This is a genomic window from Providencia sp. PROV269 (genome assembly GCF_028477785.1).
GTDB lineage: Bacteria > Pseudomonadota > Gammaproteobacteria > Enterobacterales > Enterobacteriaceae > Providencia > Providencia rettgeri.
In genome coordinates, this window is sequence record NZ_JAMPLV010000007.1 from 103187 (window position 1) to 121774 (window position 18588).

The following is an 18588-nucleotide window of genomic DNA, read 5'->3' on the forward strand; positions in this document are numbered from 1 at the left end:
AGCAATTAACGTTTCGCGAGAAGTACGCCAAGAACTACACCAACGGCAGCACCAATACCGATACCAGTCCATGGATTTTCTTTGACATAGTTGTCTGCGCGACCCGCAATTTCTTTAGTTTGTTCAGTGATCCTTTCGGTGGTTTGGCCGAGCTTAGCACGAGATGAGTAAAGTACATCTTTCGCTTTGGATTTTAAGCTTTCAATCTCTTCTTTCGACTTCTCGCCTGTATCATTCAATACGGCTTCAAGAGAATCTGCTAACGCTTTTAGTTCCGCACGTAGGTCTTCTGATGAATGATTTAATGACATATAGAACCTCCTATCAATAGAAAAGAAACTTCACTGTATTAACAATAACTGTTTTTGCATTAAGTGCAATGAGTTATTCGATAATAAATTATGGGATCAGAAAAAATGTAAAAAATAGTATTTAGGAAAATATTTTTAATATTAGTAGGTTAACTTAGTTGTAAGGGATAGAAATATTAAGACGTAAAATTAGGTAAAAATAAAAATGCGAGAACTCGAAGTTCTCGCATAGGCGGATTAATTTGCTTTTTTGCTAGACAGTTTTTTCTTTACGACAACAGCAATACTACCGATTAACCCAAGGATTAATAAGCCTACAGGAATTAGCATCAATACATTCATAATGTGATGCTCATATTGTAGGAAGATTGGGCTTTTACCAAAGCCATAACCGATAGCCGTTAAAATTAACACCCACAACAGACCACTTAACCAATTAAATACTTGGAAACGGCCATTCTGCAAACCTGCGAGGCCTGCAATTGTTGGAAGCAGTGTTCTAACAAAAGCTAAAAAACGGCCAATTAATAAGGCAGCGAGGCCATGACGATGGAATAAGCCATGAGCGCGTTGGTGGTAGTGTTCGGGTAAGTGTGCTAGCCAGCCTTTAACAATACGTGTGTTCCCTAGCCATCGCCCTTGTATATAACCTACCCAGCAACCTAAACTGGCGCCAGCGGTTAAAATTACGATGGTGAGTGGATAACTTAATGTGCCTTTAGCGATGAGTACACCAACTAAAATCAACAAGCTATCGCCAGGTAAAAACGCTGCAGGTAATACCCCGTTTTCAAGAAACAAGATAGCGAACAGCATGAAATAAATCGACCACACTAACGCAGGGTTAGATAGGGTGACATAATCTTGGTGCCAAAGGGCGAAAAAAAGTTCTTTAACTAATTCCATTAATGTTTCCTAAACGGCAATAACAGCAACAAACTTGTTGTTGGGCAGGGAGAAATGGATTAAGTGAATGCCAAAGTGAAAGTAGTGTTTCCTCAGGCTGTTAGTGTAAAGCACGCTCACTTTAACAAAACAGAAAATAACTAAACAGCAAATTTTAAGCTTATTTTTAGAATTCATTTAAGTTTCGGCCGATTTTTACAAATTACTGTGTGCCATGTAATGATGTAAAGTGCTTAAAAACGGCTTTTAGCCTGTTTTTTGCTTAGAGTATGCGAAATATACTGGTTAATTTATCTTTTAATGTAAAAAAATAACGATAAAACAATAATGGCTAATTATTGCATTTTAAGACTATTTACCGTATCTTATCGCCATAGCAAAGGGGAGTAACTTCTTCTTGTCGGTTTATCGTCATTACGGTGTACTCATTACACCCGGTAGCCGAGCACCACAGTTCCCTGTTTTCGGGTTATTTGTGTTGTAAGTGAGACCTTGCCAGAAGGCGAGGTTTGCTCATAATTTACAACCAAAAGACATAACTTGTGGTTAATGAATTTTAAGCGGCTGATGTCTTCTGGATATCAGCCGTTTTTTGTTTTTAAGGGAAAGGAAAATGCACTCAGTTGGTAACCCAATTTTATGGGGTAGTTTTGCCGTTATTATTTTACTTATGTTACTCATTGATTTGTTCTGGCAAGGGAAACACAAAGGCCAAGCAATGTCGATGAAACAAGCTGCGGCTTGGAGTATCGTGTGGGTAACGCTTTCGCTTCTCTTTGCGGCGGGCTTTTGGTGGTATCTTAATGAAAACGTGGGACGTGAGTTTGCCGATAGCCAAACAATGGCGTTCTTAACGGGTTATTTATTAGAAAAAGCATTAGCTGTTGATAACGTATTCGTTTGGTTAATGCTCTTTAGTTATTTTGCAATCCCTGCAAATTTACAGCGTCGTGTGCTGGTTTATGGAGTATTAGGCGCTATCGTACTTCGTACGATTATGATTTTTGCAGGTAGTTGGTTAGTCACACAATTTAGCTGGATTTTATATGTATTTGGCTTGTTTTTGCTATTTACTGGTTTGAAAATGGCTTTTGCTAAAGAAGATGACTCGCCAATCACGGATAAACCGTTAGTAAAATGGGTTCGTTCTCATTTACGTATGACGGATGAATTGCATGGTGAAAAATTCTTTATTAAACGCAATGGTGTCCTATTTGCGACCCCACTTATTTTAGTGCTGATTTTAGTTGAAATTAGTGACGTGATATTTGCGGTGGACAGCATACCTGCTATTTTTGCGGTAACGACTGACCCATTCATTGTTTTAACATCGAACTTATTTGCCATTTTAGGCCTACGTGCGATGTATTTCTTGTTGTCTGGAGTTGCTGAAAAGTTCTCAATGCTAAAATACGGCTTAGCAGTAATTTTAAGCTTTATCGGTATAAAAATGCTATTGATTGATATTTTCCATATTCCAACGCCGATTTCGTTGGGGGTAATTGCCTCAATCTTAGTCGTAACGTTAATCATTAATGCCATTGTTAATAAACGTAACGAAGCAAAAAGTTAATTTAGCTTTTTTATTTTTAAATCCTCTACTGTAAAAGTAGGGGATTTTTTTTAACCCTATGAAAATACTCAACCATTTTACTCCTCTCATTCTACTATAAGAAACAAAACTCTATTGAGATCACAGTTATGTAAAATGTTTGTTAAACAAAGTCAATCATTGTGTATATTTTGAATAATTGCCTTTTCAGGCGACTATTATTCCTTATACTTGCTGTGCAAACACATTTAATTCCTAATAAAGATAAATAATATAGGTCTATTATGGATACAAATAAAACAGGGTTATGGCGAGTTATTAGCCAAGGTAGTCTAGTCAAACAGATACTGGTTGGCTTGGTCGCGGGTATTTTGCTTGCATGGTTATGGCCATCTGCTGCAAAAAATGTCGGGTTGTTAGGGGATTTATTCGTTAGTGCGTTAAAGGCGGTTGCTCCGGTATTGGTATGGGTGTTAGTGATGTCATCCATTGCTAACCATCGTCAAGGGCAAAAAACCAATATCAAACCGATCCTGGTGTTGTATATTTTGGGAACATTTTTTGCCGCGGTTGTTGCCGTTATTGGTTCTTTCCTGTTCCCGTCAAGTTTAGTTTTAGCCGTGGGGGATACACAGTTAAATCCACCGGGTAATATTGCCGAAGTGTTAAAAGGTTTGCTAATCAATATATTTGCGAATCCTGTCGACGCACTGATTAAGGGTAATTATATTGGTATATTAGCGTGGGCGATCGGGCTGGGTATTGCGCTGCGCCATGCAAATGAAACCACAAAAAATTTAGTTCATGACTTTTCTAATGCAGTAACACAACTGGTACGTGTTGTGATCCGCTTAGCGCCTTTAGGGATTTTTGGCTTAGTTGCTTCAACTATCGCAACGACAGGCTTTGCAACCTTAAAAGGCTATATACATGTTCTCGCAGTATTAATTGGCTGTATGTTAATTGTTGCTTTCATTGTTAATCCACTAATTGTGTATTGGAAAATGAAACGCAACCCATATCCATTAGTTTTCGCTTGTTTACGTGAAAGTGGGGTAACGGCATTCTTTACACGTAGTTCTGCAGCGAATATTCCTGTGAATATGGGGATGTGTCGTCGTATGAATCTGCATGAAGATACCTACTCTGTTTCTATCCCATTAGGTGCAACAATCAATATGGCAGGTGCAGCGGTAACGATTACTGTTCTGACGTTAGCTGCGGTACATACGTTAGGGATCCCTGTTGATATCCCAACGGCATTATTATTAAGTGTTGTGGCAGCAGTTTGTGCATGTGGCGCCTCTGGGGTTGCGGGGGGCTCACTATTGCTGATCCCATTAGCTTGTAACATGTTTGGTATTTCAAATGAGATTGCGATGCAAGTGGTCGCAGTTGGTGTGATGATTGGCGTGTTACAGGATTCAGCAGAAACGGCGCTTAATTCTTCAACTGACGTGTTATTTACTGCGGCGGTGTGTTTAGCGGAAGATGAGAAACTGGCGAACGCGGAAGCGCGGTTATCTCACCGTGATTAATGAGCAAGTGAACTAAAGAAAAAGGCAGGGATCGTGAAAACAATCTCTGCCTTTATTTTTGAAAATACGGTTAATTGTCAGTGACAAACCTCACCAACAGAACGAGCAATCAAAGCTGATACGCGATTTTCATTCCTTGTTCAATTGCGCGGCGAGCGTCAAGCTCGGCTGCTACATCAGCACCGCCAATAACATGGGCATTAATGCCACGTTCTGCTAATTGTATTTTTAATGGACGGTAAGGCTCTTGTCCTGCACATAAAATCACATTGTCAACGGGAAGGCACTGCGTTTTATCTTGATAGCGAATATGGAGCCCTTCGTCATCAACTCGCATGTATTCAACACCATTTAGCATATGAACACCACGTTTCATCAGTGATAAACGGTGAACCCAACCCGTCGTTTTACCAAGGCCTGCCCCAACTTTACTATTTTTACGCTGTAATAAGTACAATTGACGGGCTGATGCCATAGGGACTTTTTGTGGGGGGAATACGCCACCTTTAGAATGAATTGAGGTATCAATATTCCACTCTTTATTAAATAGTGAAGTATCTAAACTGCTACTTTTCCCTTCCTGGGTTAGCAATTCAGCAACATCAAAGCCAATCCCTCCAGCACCAATAATAGCGGCGCTTTTACCAACAGAACGCTGTTTGGTGATGACATCGATATAAGAAATGACTTTATGGTGTTCAATGCCTTCGAGCTGGATTTTCCGTGGGGTGACGCCCGTTGCAATAATGACCTCATCAAATCCCGATAAACAGTCAACATCGGCTTGGTGTTCAAGGCGTACATCAATATGTAATAGTTCTAGTTGTCGGCAGAAGTAACGGATAGTTTCATGAAACTCTTCTTTACCGGGTATTTGCTTTGCGAGGTTAAATTGCCCACCTATGTGGTTAGATTTTTCAAACAAAGTGACGCGATGCCCCCGTTTTGCCGCGTAAATTGCACAAGACAACCCAGCAGGCCCTGCGCCAACAACTGCAACAGATTTACTCTGTGGGGCTTTTTCGTTGGGGTAATCCATTTCTCTAACGGCTTGTGGGTTAACTAAACAACTGGCCAGTTTGCCACTAAAAATGAGGTCGAGACAGGCTTGGTTGCAGCCAATGCAGGTGTTGATTTCGTCTGCTCTATTTTCTGCCGCTTTACGAACAAACGCTTCATCAGCCAGAAACGGCCGAGCCATTGAAACCATATCGGCTTGATGATTGGCAATAATATGTTCTGCAACAAAAGGGTCATTGATGCGGTTAGTGGTTATCAGCGGAATATTCACTTTTCCCATTAATTTCTGGGTAACCCAACTAAATGCACTACGGGGAACTTGCGTTGATATCGTCGGTATTCGAGCTTCGTGCCAACCAATACCCGTGTTAATCATACTGGCGCCTGCATTTTCAATTTGTTTGGCGAGTAATTCGATTTCTTCCCATATTGAACCTTCTTCAACTAAATCCAACATGGAAAGTCGATAAATAATAATAAAGTTAGCGCCAACAGCTTCCCGTATTCGCCGTACGATTTCAATAGGAAAACGAATTCGGTTTGTGTAACTTCCACCCCATTTATCGGTTCTATGGTTGGTACGTTTGGTGATGAATTGGTTAATTAAATAGCCTTCGGAGCCCATAATTTCGACACCATCATAGCCTGCTTGTTGAGCGAGTTTGGCTGTTGTCACAAAGTCATCAATCGTTTTTTCAACGTCATCAGTTGAGAGCTCTCTGGGGGCGAATGGAATAATTTCAGCTTGAATAGGGCTTGGGGCAACTAATTTGGGGTGTAGCCCATAGCGCCCTGCATGCAAAATTTGTAAGGCGATTTTACCGTCAGCTTGGTGGACGGCATCCGTGATTTGTTGATGAAATGACAGCTGTTTTTCATCATTTAGTACCGCGCCATGTGCGGTAAGCGCCCCTTCAGGATTGGGGGCGATGCCACCGGTAATGATGAGGCTGACACCATTTTCGGCGCGTAAGCGATAGAAATGTGCCAGTCGTTCACTGCCTTGCGGGTGCTCTTCAAGCCCAGTATGCATCGAGCCCATCAAAATGCGATTTTTTAGGATAGTGTGGCCTAAATCAAGCGGGGTAAAAAGGTGTGGAAAATTGCTCATTATTATACTCCCATTCGGGATTTCATTAACAGGTCAGATGAGTCAACTGTAGCGTAATGAAGCTGCAATTTGGTAAAGATGTTAAAATTTTGTGATTTTTATCATATGTTTTCGGTTAAATAGCTGAGTGTCATAAAAAATAGGTGTTTTTTTATTTTTATGTCATAAACAGAGATTAAAAAAAGAGACACACAGCATAAAGAACGATATAGGGGAAACAATGATGAAAGAGATTTGCCAAGCTATTACTTTAGAAGGTGAATACGTTCGCCTTGAACCTCTATCTCACCAATATGATGTCGAACTGGCAGATATCATTCGACGAGATGGGTTAAATAATTTGTGGTATGCCTTAGTTCCTGAGCCTGAGCATTTTTCTCAAGATGTGGAAAAGCGTCTGGAAAATTTCCAGAAAAAGGAATGTTTACCTTTTGTGGTGATTGATAAACGCACTGGTAAGCCTGTTGGTATTACTTCTTATAACCGTGTGGACCATGCGGTAAGACGGGTTGAAATCGGTGCCACTTGGTATGGGGTCGAAGTACAACGTACTGCATTAAATACAGAGGCTAAATATTTGCTGTTAAAGCATGCTTTTGAGGAATTAAATTGCGTTGCAGTGGAGTTTCGTACGCACTTTTTAAATAGCCAAAGTCGTCGAGCTATTGAACGTTTAGGGGCCAAGCTCGATGGTATTTTGCGCAACCATATGAAAACTAAAACAGGTGAGCTACGTGATAGCTGTGTATATAGCATTATCGAATCAGAATGGCCGTCGATAAAACATCACTTAGAATGGCAGATGGTGAAACCGCGCTAAGATTAGGTGCCAGTAATCGCCCACCGAAAGGTGGGCGATGATGCCAACATCAAGCTTTAACATTTCGCTGCTTTATGTAGCGCTTGTACTTTAACCTCTGTTGGCCTCGCTCCTGTGATTTCGCCTATATTTTTGCCAATAACCGCTTTATTGATTTCAAAAGTCGCCACAACGTCAGCACCATGTTCTTACAAGTAACGGATCAAAAATTTACCCATTTTTCCGCAACCATATTGAACTACACGTACTTTTTTCATCATTTCTGTCCTATATGCGAATTATCTATAAACTATATTGTGAGGTCTGAATGTAAAAATATTGTTTTATATCAATTATTTGAATTAAGAGCTTTTAATAAGTTTAGTTGCCATTATGATGTTGTTTTTATTATTAATTTGATATTGGTAAAAGTTAAATATAGATAAGGTGTGAGAAACTGATTTAAATAAAAAAGAGTAGAGCTCATTAAAATTGCAGGAAACGACTTTCAAATGATAGCAATTGCTTATGCTATCGCATTGAATTATAAGAGGAGGGATTGAGTTGAACACAATTTCAGCATACGGTTTCGAAACACTAGACCTAAGCTAAAACTACACGTATAATCCTCTCCACTTTGGCCCCTTAGCTCAGTTGGTTAGAGCAGTCGACTCATAATCGATTGGTCGCTGGTTCAAGTCCAGCAGGGGCCACCAAATTTTAGCTGTTAAATCAGCGCATTAAGCCAATTCATCGTAAGTGGCTTTTTTGTTTTTCTAAAGCATATCACGCTAATTACCCCTAAATACTTTTGTAATTCATTTCAGCTTTTCATTTCTTGTTAATTCGTATATTTACTGGTTTTTTGAAATTATGTGATTGATATTGCAATTCTTTTGGTGACCTAAAGATTGAATCTATTGAAATCCTTTTCATATATTTAAGCTTGATAGTTTCAGTAGCACCCTTGTACTAACAAAACATGGGCAAATGTTTTGCATCTCCCAAATGTGCAAGGAAATTGTGCACACGCAGGTTATTTTGTATTAATTCATAACTAGACTTGATATAACCTATTTAGGTTATTTTAAAATTAAATTAATTTATGCATAAAAGGTGTGTATATGGAAAATAAGCTTAACAACAATGAGCAGCAAAATGCGCTAGATATTCAGTTTATGACGCAAGCTTTGGCTTTGGCAACGGATGCTGCGAAAAATGGCAATGAACCCTTTGGTGCAGTATTAGTTAAAAATAACCAAGTCGTTATGACAGGTGAAAATCATATTCATACTGAAAGTGACCCAACCTATCATGCGGAGTTGGGTCTCATACGCCAGTATTGTTCTGAACATAAAGTCATGGATTTATCCGATTATACGCTGTACACCAGTTGTGAGCCGTGTTGTATGTGTTCCGGTGCAATGGTATGGAGCCAATTAGGTCGGATGGTTTATAGTCTTTCTCATGATGAACTAGCCGAGATTGCCGGTTTTAATATTATGTTGGGGAGTGATGAAATCTTTGACAAAAGCCCCTTTAAACCTGAAGTGGTTAAAGGCATCTTAAAAGAGCAAGCGGTTTCTATTTATACGCAATATTTTAAGCCAAATTTATAATCTTAGTCGGGTGCTATAGTTCCCCACTATAATAATTTAAAAAGCAGATGGCTTTAATCGTTTGCATCATTATCTATCAATGAAATAGGGTAGCTTATTGCCACCCTAACCATGGTGAAAGTTAAAATAACTTTTTCTGTGGGGGGCCTGAAAAATTCATTGTACCAATATGATTCATTAACACTTCAACGACAACAGGTTGCTTCAAGTCGACAGCTTGGCGGAGCGTTGATTGAAAATCGGTGGCTTTATCTATCGTAAATGCTTGAATCCCCATCGATTGAGCTAATTGACTAAATGAAGGGGTGAGTAACTCATTATAGTATTGGCGGTCTGAGAAATATTTTTCCTGAATACCTCGCATTACGCCATAACCTTGGTCATTCATAATAATCAATACAATTGGGAGCTGCTCTTGTGCCATAGTGGCCAATTCGCCTACGCCTAACATTAACCCGCCATCACCAACTAAGCCAATAACAGGTACATTAGGGTTTGCTTTGGCACTGCCAATTGCCATGGCGAGTCCTAGCCCGATTGCGCCTGCTAAGGAGTGAATGTTGTGCATTGGCTGGGTCGCTTTGAGTAAACGGCTTCCCCATAAACTCCCTGATACCGTAATGTCGCGGACAAAAATACCATCGCTAGGTAAGACTTGCTCTACGGCATCACTGAGTTGGCTATAAGGGCCACATTGTTGCCTTAGTTGTTCTTCAGCCTGCTGTACGGCCTCTTGCACTTGTTTTTTCCACTGAGTAGAGATAGGGCGCTTGGCTTGTTCGATTTTATCGGCAAGTGCTTCAAGTAAACTTTTACAATCCCCAGTTACCGTCAAGTCAGCTAAATAGTTGCGATTGGCGGCGAGTGGGTTTATATCGATTTGAATGATGGGGTGTGGCAAAGGTAATGACCATGTTTTGGTTTCATTACTGCGTAAACGTGAGCCTGCTACGATAGTTAAATCGCATGAACGCATTAATGCATCAACGGAATCTGCATTATGAAAAGCGCGTAAGCTGAATGGATGGTCATCCGATAAAATACCTCGTCCATGGGTACTGCTGATGACGGCAATACCTGCATCAGCAAGGCGTTTGACAGCATCTTTTGCTTGTAGGGCTCCTGCGCCAACCCACAATAACGGCTGTGCAGCGTGTTGAAGTTTGTCCCAAATTGCATTGACTAACGATGTACAACTGTCAGGCAACCTATAAGGGGGAAGTGGTGCACTCAGTACAGATAATGGCACTTGCGCACTTTGAATATCAATTGGGATCTCGATAGAGACAGGGCCACAAGGTATAGTTTGAGCAACTTGAATGGCTTTATGCAGCGTGGCGACGGCTTGTTCGGGGGTATGAACACGAAAAGCGTGCTTTGAACTCGAACGTAAAAAGCCGAGTTGGTCATGTGTTTCATGAATAAACCCTGCGTCCATATCCAGATAAGCTTTTTCAACTTGGCCTGTAATGTGGATCATGGGGGAGCATGCATTCATAGCTTCAATCATTGATCCTACAGCATTTCCAGCACCTGCACCTGTACTGGTTAGCGCTACCCCTAAGCCACTAAAACGGCTATGGGCATCCGCCATGGTGACGGCCCCTGCCTCCCCACGACTTGGCGTAAAATCAATCACGTCCCGGCGCCCGATAGCATCTGCTATGGGTAAGTTATGAATTGAAATAACCCCATAAACCGTTGTGACTTGGTATTGTTCAAGTGTTCTGGCGATAGCTTCGCCAACTGTAATCATTTCAGACATTTTATTCTCCTCAATGCTGCCATAATCCGGTGACGGATTTGCTATTCACACCAACGGTTTGGTTGTGGGTTAAGTGCCAGAAATAGGCTTTTTTGTTGCATATAGGCTTTGAGGCTTTCAAGGCCTTTTTCACGGCCAATGCCACTTTCTTTAAAGCCGCCAAATGGCGTTGAAATAGAAAAAACTTTGTAGGTATTGACCCAAACAGTGCCGACATCAAGCGCATCGGCGAGCTTAAATGCTCGAGTGTAATCTTTTGTCCAAATACCTGCGGCAAGCCCATAAACAGAATCATTAGCTTGCTGAATGAGGTCTTCTTCATCATCAAATGGCATTACGACGAGCACAGGGCCGAAAATTTCCTCTTGGCAAACCGTAGATTGGTTATTTAAGCCTTCGATAATCGTCGGTAAAAAGTAGTTGCCATCTTTGAGTGCCGGGTCAGCGGGTGCAGTTCCACCAATACGGATCTTCCCCCCTTGCTGAACGGCTTGTTCGACATAGTTTCTGACGCTATCTCGGTGCGAAGGGGAAATTAATGGCCCTAGATGAACACGCTCTTGCCTTGGGTCACCAATAATCAGGTTGCGGGTCAATTGTGTTAGCTTTTCCATAAAGGATGAGTAGATATCTTTAGCCACAAATAGGCGCGAACCGGCGATGCATGCTTGCCCCATCGAACTAAAGATACCGTAACAAACACCATGTGCAGCGATATCAAGGTCAGCGTCTGACAACACGATAGTTGTGGATTTTCCCCCAAGTTCAAGTGACGTGGTGATAAGTTTATCCGCTGCAATATGAGCCAGTTGTCGTCCGGTATTGGTGCCACCTGTAAAGGAGATTTTTTTCACCAGAGGGTGGCGAACCAGTGCATCACCGACAATCGAACCTTTACCCGGTAGCACACTCAACAGGCCGCTGGGTAAACCTGCTTGCTCAAATAACTCAGCCAATTTTAATGAAATTAGAGGTGTGGCTTCCGCGGGTTTTAAGATGACCGCGTTACCGGCCGCAATCGCTGGGGCAATTTTTTGCATATCACTGGCAATCGGGGAGTTCCATGGCGTGATTGCAGCGATCACGCCAATAGGTTGGTAGGTACTTATGGTCATCAGCTCTGGCTGGCGACGAGGAGGAAGTTCACCACCTGAAACTTCACAAACCGCCGCAAAGTAGCGAGCGGTTGCTGCTGCGCTCATCACTAAGCCACGTGCTTCTGCCCAAGGCTTGCCGTTATCCAAAGTTTGTAATTGAGTTAATGTTTCGCAGTTTTCATCAATTAAGCGACTCACGTTGTACAAGATAGTTGCCCGCTGGTGAGCGGGAAGATTACGCCAAGAAGGCGATCTCCATGCCTTATCTGCCGTAATTACGGCATCTTCGACATCTTCCAAACTTGCACTGTTAAGGATTGCAATCACCTGGTTATCCCCCGGAAAACGCGATTGCATTTCAGGCCCGCGACCTAGCTGCCATTTACCGCCAACAAAAATATCCATTTTGTTCATAATAGGGCTCCTATTAAATAGCTCGGTGTTCAGCGACTCGACGACAAATTTCAACAGCACTTAAAGCAGCTAACATCGATGTTTTCGGATTTGAAGGTAGTGGATTTCCATTGAGTTCAATGCAGAAATGGCCAAAATCGCCCGTAACATCAATGCGGTGTGAGTTTTGTGTGGTAGTCGGGTCAACAACCAATTGTACTTGGGTGGCATCCATCCCTATGCCATACAGTGCAACAGTGGCAGCCACATTGGCATTCGCTGGAAAATTCAGTGCCGCTTCACGGGCACTGCCACTAAAGAACACCGTGGGCTGTGTCACTTGTGATAAATCGACATAACGCTCAGCCGCGCCATTGCGCCAACTTGCAGGGCTTTTACGTGACAGGTAGGTCACATGGGTGATATTCGCCTCTTTTGCGGCACGTAGGCCATCAAGACCAGCAACAGCGCCAGTCAGTGGAATTAACTGGCTGTGGTGGCGTTGGGTTAAGGCGACCAAGTGTTGTTCAAAGTCCGTGTCAGCAAGGGCTCCCGTTGAGATAATGGCCAGTGTCCAGCCTCTTTCTAGTACCGTTGGTGCATATTGTTTAACGGCTTGGTGACCCGCACATTCCAACACTAAATCCGGTGGAATGATATTATTGTCAAGGTTATCGATGGGGGTGACTGCCCCTTTAAAGCGTTCCAAAATGGCTTGATGGTGATGGGGCCGGGCAACAATGTAACGCAGGGCTATCTCATTAGGTAAGCGAGTAATCACTTCTTGAGCCATTGCACCATAACCAATCAACATGAGTGTTTTCATCGTTAAATCCTTTAAATATGGTGGCTAAAGCCACCAGAAACATCTAAAGCGGCACCCGAGGTAAACGACGCCATGGGGGAGGCTAAAAAGACTAAGGCACGTGCGGGCTCTTCGGGTTTTCCTAAACGTTGCATTGGAATGCCGCGTTTTTTAGCGATATCACCAATCCATTGTTCCCAATCGAGATTTTTATCACTGCGATTGTCGAAGCGGCGTCGCCATTGGTCGGACTCCACCATGCCAAGTAAAATAGAGTTCACACGGATCCCTTTGGGTAACAGTGTTTTCGACAAGTTTAGCGTCATGTTTAATAATGCTGCCCGAGCCGCCGAGGTGGCGACCATATGTGGTTCAGGCTGTAAGGCCAGCAGTGAATTGACACAGGTGATAGAAGCAATATTTGATTGCTCTAAGAGTGGCAAGAAAGCATTCACCGGGTTAATTACACCAAATAGTTTTAATTGGGCTTCGTGTAACCATGCTTCTTCGGGGGTATCGCTATAGCTTGCGACATAGCCTTGTCCTGCGTTGTTTATCAATATATCGACGTGTCCATATTGTTGATGAACCTGTTTTGCGAAAGCTTCGGTTTGTGTTTTATCAAGAACATCACAAGGTTGTGCGATAAAATGCCCTTGAGGGTAATGTTCTCGTAATGTTGTAAGCGCTTGCTGGAGTTTGTCTTGATCACGACCGCAGAATGCCACTTTACAGCCTTCATCCAGTAAGAGTTTGACGGTTGCAAAGCCGATGCCGGAGCTTCCTCCTGTCACAACAGCAACACGGTTATTTAACTGTAAATTCATGAGTCTTCCTTTATTCTGCTTGGCAATAGAGCGTCTCTAAAAATTGTTGTAAATGGTTGTTAAAGGCATCTGGCGCATCTAAATAACTGGCGTGCCCCGCTTGGTTTATCAGGAAATAGGGGCAGTTTTTTTGGCGTGCGAGTTGCTCTACTTGTGCTGGTGGCGTAATGGTATCTTCTGTGCCAACCAGTATTTCCAATGGGCCATCATAGCGATTTAAATATTGGCTGATATCGTCATGGGCTAGCATCCACGCCGCGGCTAAGAAGCCTTTAGGGTTGAGCTTCTTCATGTTCTGTTGAACCCAATTGACTTTCTCAGTGGTTGCGTTGGCGGATAACAAAGCAGCAGCACGATTTTGCGCATATACCTCAATACCAGAACTCAAAACAATATCTTGCCGCTGTTGGTAAACTTGTTTTTGTTGGTCAGGGCTTTTTGTTGCATAACCTTGCGCGGGGTTCGCTAAGATTAAGCCTTTAACTTTATTGGGATATTGCGAGGCAAAAGCACTTGCCATTATGGCGCCAAGAGAGTGTCCCACTAACACGATGTTTGATAAGGCTAATTTGTCAATAAAAGCATTCAATGCATTTGCGTAATCAATAGCGGTAGGCGTTGTCGTCTCTAGCTCACGGCTTTCTAAATAGCCGGGCGCATCCCAGCTATAGAGATGATAGTGTTTTGTCAGTGATGGACTGGTCAGTTGGCTTACCCATGAAGCAGATCCAGAGCTGATACCATGCAACAATACCACTGGGTGCCCTTGGCCTGCTTCTCGCCAATTGAGACGATATTGGCCAAAGTCTGCTATCAGTGGTTCCGGGAGTTTTTTATTGAGCAAATTCATCACTGACGACTCCTGTTAGTTACGTTTAACTTTTGATAAAGGGTGATCTTCGGGATATGTTGGGATCGCAGGTTTTGGTGTCCCGATCATGACGCACATTAAGGCTTCTTCTTCCCCATGGTTAAATAAACCACGATAAATGCCCGCAGGGACTGAAATTAGGTCACGCTCTTTCAGTACGGTTTCATACTCTTCATCGCCATCTTTTACAAACAACGTGATGGTGCCTTTCAACATAAAGAACACTTCTTCAACATCGGGGTGGAGGTGTAATGGCCCTTCACACTTGGCAGGGAGAACCATGGTGGAGAAGGTAAAGTTCTCTGCGGGAACGGTGTTGACATCATTAGCAACGCCAGTCGCACCCGTGCCGATATAGCGCATTTGTGCGCGGCGATATTTAGGGTCGTAATCCGCTTGGAATTTCAGGGCATTCCAGTCATATTTACGCCCTTCAAGGCGAGCAATGCGCGACTCAATCCATTGTGCCATTGGAATATCTTGTGGTTTGATTTGCGGTTGTGACATGGTGTTATCTCCAATAAAAAATGAATTAATATTTTTTCAGTAAAGGCACTAGTAACAAGCTGCCGAATAAACCTATGACGACGATAAATAACAGCCCGCTATCCATAGTGTGAGTGACGGTAATAAGAACTCCCATTGCCAGCGGTGCAGCGGCGCCAGCAAGGTTTCCTAACCCATTGAAAATACCGCCTGCTAATGCACTGACTTGCTTTTGTGTGGCTTTTGCGAGTAGAGCAAAGATATTTGGTGCGCCCGCTCCCCACATGAACATGCTAAATGCCATCATAAGAATGATGCTGTAGGTGCCAGTGAGAAATAACACACCAGCAAGGCCTAACACGGCACCAAGTAGTGAAATAAAACAAACGAGTGCGCGGCGATCGTAGCGATCTGATAACCACGCTCCGATGGCTTCACCAAATAACATGGCGATAAAGGGAAGGGATGACAGAATTCCCGCATGTTCTAAGTGAATGGATTTACCTTTAATTAAATAGCTGGGTAACCAACCATTCATTCCCCAAAGGTAGACAAGAAAAGCGATATTAAACATGCAGATAATCCAAAAATGGCTATTTTGGAATAAGCGTTTTTTATGGGCTCGCATCACAGCCAATTGCTCCGCTGGAAGTGTTTCACCTGCTGTGTTTTTAGTCTGAGCTTGACGATTGACTAAGTTGGGATGGCGAATACCAATCACCACAAGCCACCAAACAGGAACAGTAAAGGCGGCCATGACAAAAAATGTACTTTGCCAACCATAGTTATTTAGTAAATACAATGAGATAGGAAAGCCTAATGCTGCGCCTAACGGTGTACCTAATAACCACATCATGGTGGCACGAGCTTGCATTTTTGGCGGAAAGGTACGGCGTACAATGGCGTAAGCGATTGCCAGCAAAGGCCCTTCGGCAATTCCTAGCAATACACGCAGAAAAACCATCGTGCCATAGTGGTGTGTGAATCCCATAAAAATCATGAGAAAACACCAGCTACTGATCATAAATAGCAGCATTTTGGTGGGATGAAATTTATCGCCAATACCGCTTAGTAGCATGGAAGAAACACCATAAGCGAATAAAAATGCGCTCATCAGTAACCCCAAACGGGTTGGGTCAAAATCAATTCCCAGAGCTTGCTGAAATTTTTCGTCAGAAAATAGAGCTGCAATACTGATTTTATCGAAGAAAGCCAGTAGTACACAGGAAAACAGCCCGATAGGGATCAACCAATTGATCTTTTCAGGAACATCTTGCTCGACTTGATCATGCTCTGAATTTTGTAAGGTTATAGTCTGATTAGCCATGAGATTTCTCCTGCTGGGCACTATTTCAGTGACATTAATGAAAATGTGGGATCAGCAAGTTGTGAAGGGTCCAATTTGCGGTGGCCTTGTATCCAACGTTTACCTAGCTTGATGGCTCGTGCATCATTAAATGCAATCATTTGCACCAATTCATTGCTTTCATTTAAAGCAAAATGAACCTCTGAATTAGGGGTATACCGTTGAATATGTTTTAATTTTTGTGAGGTTGGGACACCTAAAATTTGGATGTTGTCTTGGTATTGATCTGACCATAACCAAGCGAGTTCATTGAACCCTTCAGACTGCGGGTTTAGCATGGCTTTTGCTGTGGTGATGGCTTGGTTTTGCGCATAAGCCCATGACTGTAAACATAAGGACAGTGTTGGATGGCAAGCGACGTCGCCCGCAGCGTAAATATTTGGGTGAGAAGTCTGCCCATGGTGATTAATCACAATACCGTGGGTAACATCAAGACCCGCTTCTTTGGCAAGTTCGAGATTTAATTCAACACCAATCCCCATAACAGCGAGATCGAAATTTTGCGAAGGCTGTTTTTGGCAACTAATTTGTAATCCACTTGTTGTCGGCTCGCCAAGTTCGATATCTCCACAATCGGTTATGACATGAACACCTGCTTGTGTGTGGCGTAATGCAAGAGCCTCTGAAACATTCTGCGGTACACTTCGTTCGCATAAGCGGCTTTGCCGCTCAAAAATCGTGACATCAATCCCCATTTTTCGAGCGGAAGCGGCAACTTCTAAGCCAATCCAACCACCACCAATAATGGCAATTTTTTGTGCAGAGAGCAGCGCACTACGTAATTTCTGCGCGTCATCCCATGAACGTAAGGCAAATACTTGTGGATGTTGCTGCCAACGATTCGACAGGTAGCGAGGCCGACCGCCTGTCGCGAGCAGTAATTTGTCAAACGTAATGGCACGACCATCACTTAAATAAATACATTGGGTTTGGCTATCAATTTTGGTGGCACGTAGTGGGCGAAACCACTGTAAATTTAAGGCATTAGTTTCTTGTTCGCTGAATAAGCGCGATAATGAAAAACTCTCCTGTGTCAATGCGGCTTTAGACAGCGGTGGGCGCTCATAAAAATCATGGTTTTCATCGCTGATCACCGAAATAATACCTTGATAACCTTCATCGCGTAGGGTTTTTGCTGCCCAACCACCTGCCTGACCCCCACCGATAATGACAATACCGCCTTGGATTAATGAGCTCATGGCGTTACTCCTTAACTTGGCGGCGAGTTTCATAATCGAGACCACCTTCCACAGCCCATTCCGTAAATGAAACTAAGGAATGTTCCAGTTCGCGTGGCTGCCATTTATCGGTTAGGTAATCGTCATTGGTGTAATATTCGAAAGCCCCACCTGTTGGGCTGTTGACATACCAAAAGTAAGCGGATGAGATAGGGTGCCGGCCTGGACCAATAAAGGTGCTCCATTGATGGCGGTTCATTGCCAGACCGCCGCCAATCACTTCATGGATATCACGAACCGTAAAAGCGACATGGTTGAGGCCGCTGCCACGATGAGGAAGCTTCAGCAAAAACAGGTTATGGTGGCAACCGTTTATTTGTGTCCGTAAAAAGACGGCACGGTCGATATAACGGTCTGAAACTTGAAAACCCAGTTTTTGGCAATAGAACGCTTCTGTAGAAGGTAAGTCATCAACAAAAAATACTACGTGACCGACGTTAATTGGCGTGGCTTTTTCGTAAACTGGGCTGGGTTTATCAATGCGGCGAATATCTCCCCATTGGTTGATAGCGGTGACCTCTAATTCAACCGTTTTTTGTTTACTAATAGTGAAAGCGACCGTCATGCCATTTGGGTCACGGCACTGTGCGCCATTTGACGTCAGTTGAAAACCATCACAAGGCCTAATTTTCTCAATGATCTCCTTGAGTTTATCTGGGCTTTCAACTCCCCACGTAATGCGACGCAGTGTTGAACCTGCTTCAAAAGGTACGGGTAAATTTGGATCTTGGTAGGAAAATAACTGTATTTCAGCACCCGATAACGTGGTGAATAACGAGGCGTTATCAGAGGCTGCTTGAAGGCCAAAATCATGTAAAAATTTCTGGCAGCTAGGGATATCTTCAACACCAAATTCTAATTTTTCTATTCCAATCACTGACATT

16 protein-coding genes and 1 tRNA gene are annotated in these 18588 nt (G+C 42.9%); 5 read left to right on the plus strand and 12 right to left on the minus strand.

Features of this window, described 5'->3' with window-relative positions:
- Positions 1 to 5: 5 nt before the first annotated feature.
- Together PR683_RS12500 and PR683_RS12505 are read right to left on the minus strand one after the other, a co-directional pair.
- The gene (locus PR683_RS12500) at positions 6 to 311 is read right to left on the minus strand and encodes a DUF883 family protein (protein ID WP_109911700.1); all 306 of its coding nucleotides are present in this window, start codon (positions 309 to 311) and stop codon (positions 6 to 8) included.
- 237 nt (positions 312 to 548) lie between these two features.
- Positions 549 to 1217: a DedA family protein gene (locus PR683_RS12505; RefSeq protein ID WP_004908389.1), complete on the minus strand. Its 669-nt coding sequence runs from the start codon at positions 1215 to 1217 to the stop codon at positions 549 to 551.
- A 613-nt stretch (positions 1218 to 1830) separates the two neighbouring features.
- On the opposite strand from PR683_RS12505, the gene PR683_RS12510 reads away from it, so the two are divergent.
- Positions 1831 to 2790 carry a TerC family protein gene (locus tag PR683_RS12510; protein ID WP_109911701.1) on the plus strand — a complete coding sequence of 320 codons (960 nt, stop codon included), beginning with the start codon at positions 1831 to 1833 and terminating at the stop codon, positions 2788 to 2790.
- A 263-nt stretch (positions 2791 to 3053) separates the two neighbouring features.
- Positions 3054 to 4307, plus strand: a complete 1254-nt coding sequence (gene sstT / locus PR683_RS12515; protein WP_004908393.1) for a serine/threonine transporter SstT — start codon at positions 3054 to 3056, stop codon at positions 4305 to 4307.
- A gap of 109 nt (positions 4308 to 4416) precedes the next feature.
- Here sstT and PR683_RS12520 read toward each other — a convergent pair whose 3' ends face one another.
- A complete protein-coding gene (locus PR683_RS12520; protein ID WP_272581805.1) occupies positions 4417 to 6438 on the minus strand; it encodes an NADPH-dependent 2,4-dienoyl-CoA reductase in 2022 nt (673 codons plus the stop codon).
- Between the two features lie 223 nt (positions 6439 to 6661).
- On the opposite strand from PR683_RS12520, the gene PR683_RS12525 reads away from it, so the two are divergent.
- The 3 genes from PR683_RS12525 (at position 6662) to PR683_RS12535 (ending at position 8856) form a co-directional block, all read left to right on the plus strand.
- A complete protein-coding gene (locus PR683_RS12525) occupies positions 6662 to 7258 on the plus strand; it encodes a GNAT family N-acetyltransferase (protein ID WP_109911818.1) in 597 nt (198 codons plus the stop codon).
- A gap of 618 nt (positions 7259 to 7876) precedes the next feature.
- Positions 7877 to 7953: transfer RNA gene (locus PR683_RS12530), tRNA-Ile, on the plus strand.
- Positions 7954 to 8361: 408 nt separating this feature from the next.
- Positions 8362 to 8856: a nucleoside deaminase gene (locus PR683_RS12535; RefSeq protein WP_109911730.1), complete on the plus strand. Its 495-nt coding sequence runs from the start codon at positions 8362 to 8364 to the stop codon at positions 8854 to 8856.
- A 121-nt stretch (positions 8857 to 8977) separates the two neighbouring features.
- Here PR683_RS12535 and PR683_RS12540 read toward each other — a convergent pair whose 3' ends face one another.
- From PR683_RS12540 to PR683_RS12580, 9 genes are read right to left on the minus strand one after another with little or no spacing between them, the layout of a single operon-like run.
- Positions 8978 to 10621, minus strand: a complete 1644-nt coding sequence (locus PR683_RS12540) for a thiamine pyrophosphate-binding protein (protein ID WP_110731711.1) — start codon at positions 10619 to 10621, stop codon at positions 8978 to 8980.
- Between the two features lie 41 nt (positions 10622 to 10662).
- Positions 10663 to 12132, minus strand: a complete 1470-nt coding sequence (locus PR683_RS12545) for an aldehyde dehydrogenase (RefSeq protein ID WP_272581806.1) — start codon at positions 12130 to 12132, stop codon at positions 10663 to 10665.
- A gap of 13 nt (positions 12133 to 12145) precedes the next feature.
- On the minus strand, positions 12146 to 12937 hold the full coding sequence (locus PR683_RS12550) for an aspartate dehydrogenase (RefSeq protein ID WP_004908411.1): 792 nt from the start codon (positions 12935 to 12937) through the stop codon (positions 12146 to 12148).
- A gap of 11 nt (positions 12938 to 12948) precedes the next feature.
- Positions 12949 to 13743 carry an SDR family oxidoreductase gene (locus tag PR683_RS12555; RefSeq protein WP_004908414.1) on the minus strand — a complete coding sequence of 265 codons (795 nt, stop codon included), beginning with the start codon at positions 13741 to 13743 and terminating at the stop codon, positions 12949 to 12951.
- A gap of 10 nt (positions 13744 to 13753) precedes the next feature.
- Positions 13754 to 14593: an alpha/beta fold hydrolase gene (locus tag PR683_RS12560; RefSeq protein WP_004908415.1), complete on the minus strand. Its 840-nt coding sequence runs from the start codon at positions 14591 to 14593 to the stop codon at positions 13754 to 13756.
- A 15-nt stretch (positions 14594 to 14608) separates the two neighbouring features.
- Entirely contained in the window at positions 14609 to 15121 is a 513-nt protein-coding gene (locus PR683_RS12565; protein WP_004908416.1) for a cupin domain-containing protein, read from the minus strand.
- 25 nt (positions 15122 to 15146) lie between these two features.
- On the minus strand, positions 15147 to 16427 hold the full coding sequence (locus PR683_RS12570) for an MFS transporter (protein ID WP_196719670.1): 1281 nt from the start codon (positions 16425 to 16427) through the stop codon (positions 15147 to 15149).
- Between the two features lie 20 nt (positions 16428 to 16447).
- Positions 16448 to 17665 carry an NAD(P)/FAD-dependent oxidoreductase gene (locus tag PR683_RS12575; RefSeq protein WP_109911736.1) on the minus strand — a complete coding sequence of 406 codons (1218 nt, stop codon included), beginning with the start codon at positions 17663 to 17665 and terminating at the stop codon, positions 16448 to 16450.
- Between the two features lie 4 nt (positions 17666 to 17669).
- Entirely contained in the window at positions 17670 to 18587 is a 918-nt protein-coding gene (locus tag PR683_RS12580) for a VOC family protein (RefSeq protein WP_109911737.1), read from the minus strand.
- Between the last annotated feature and the right edge of the window lies 1 nt (position 18588).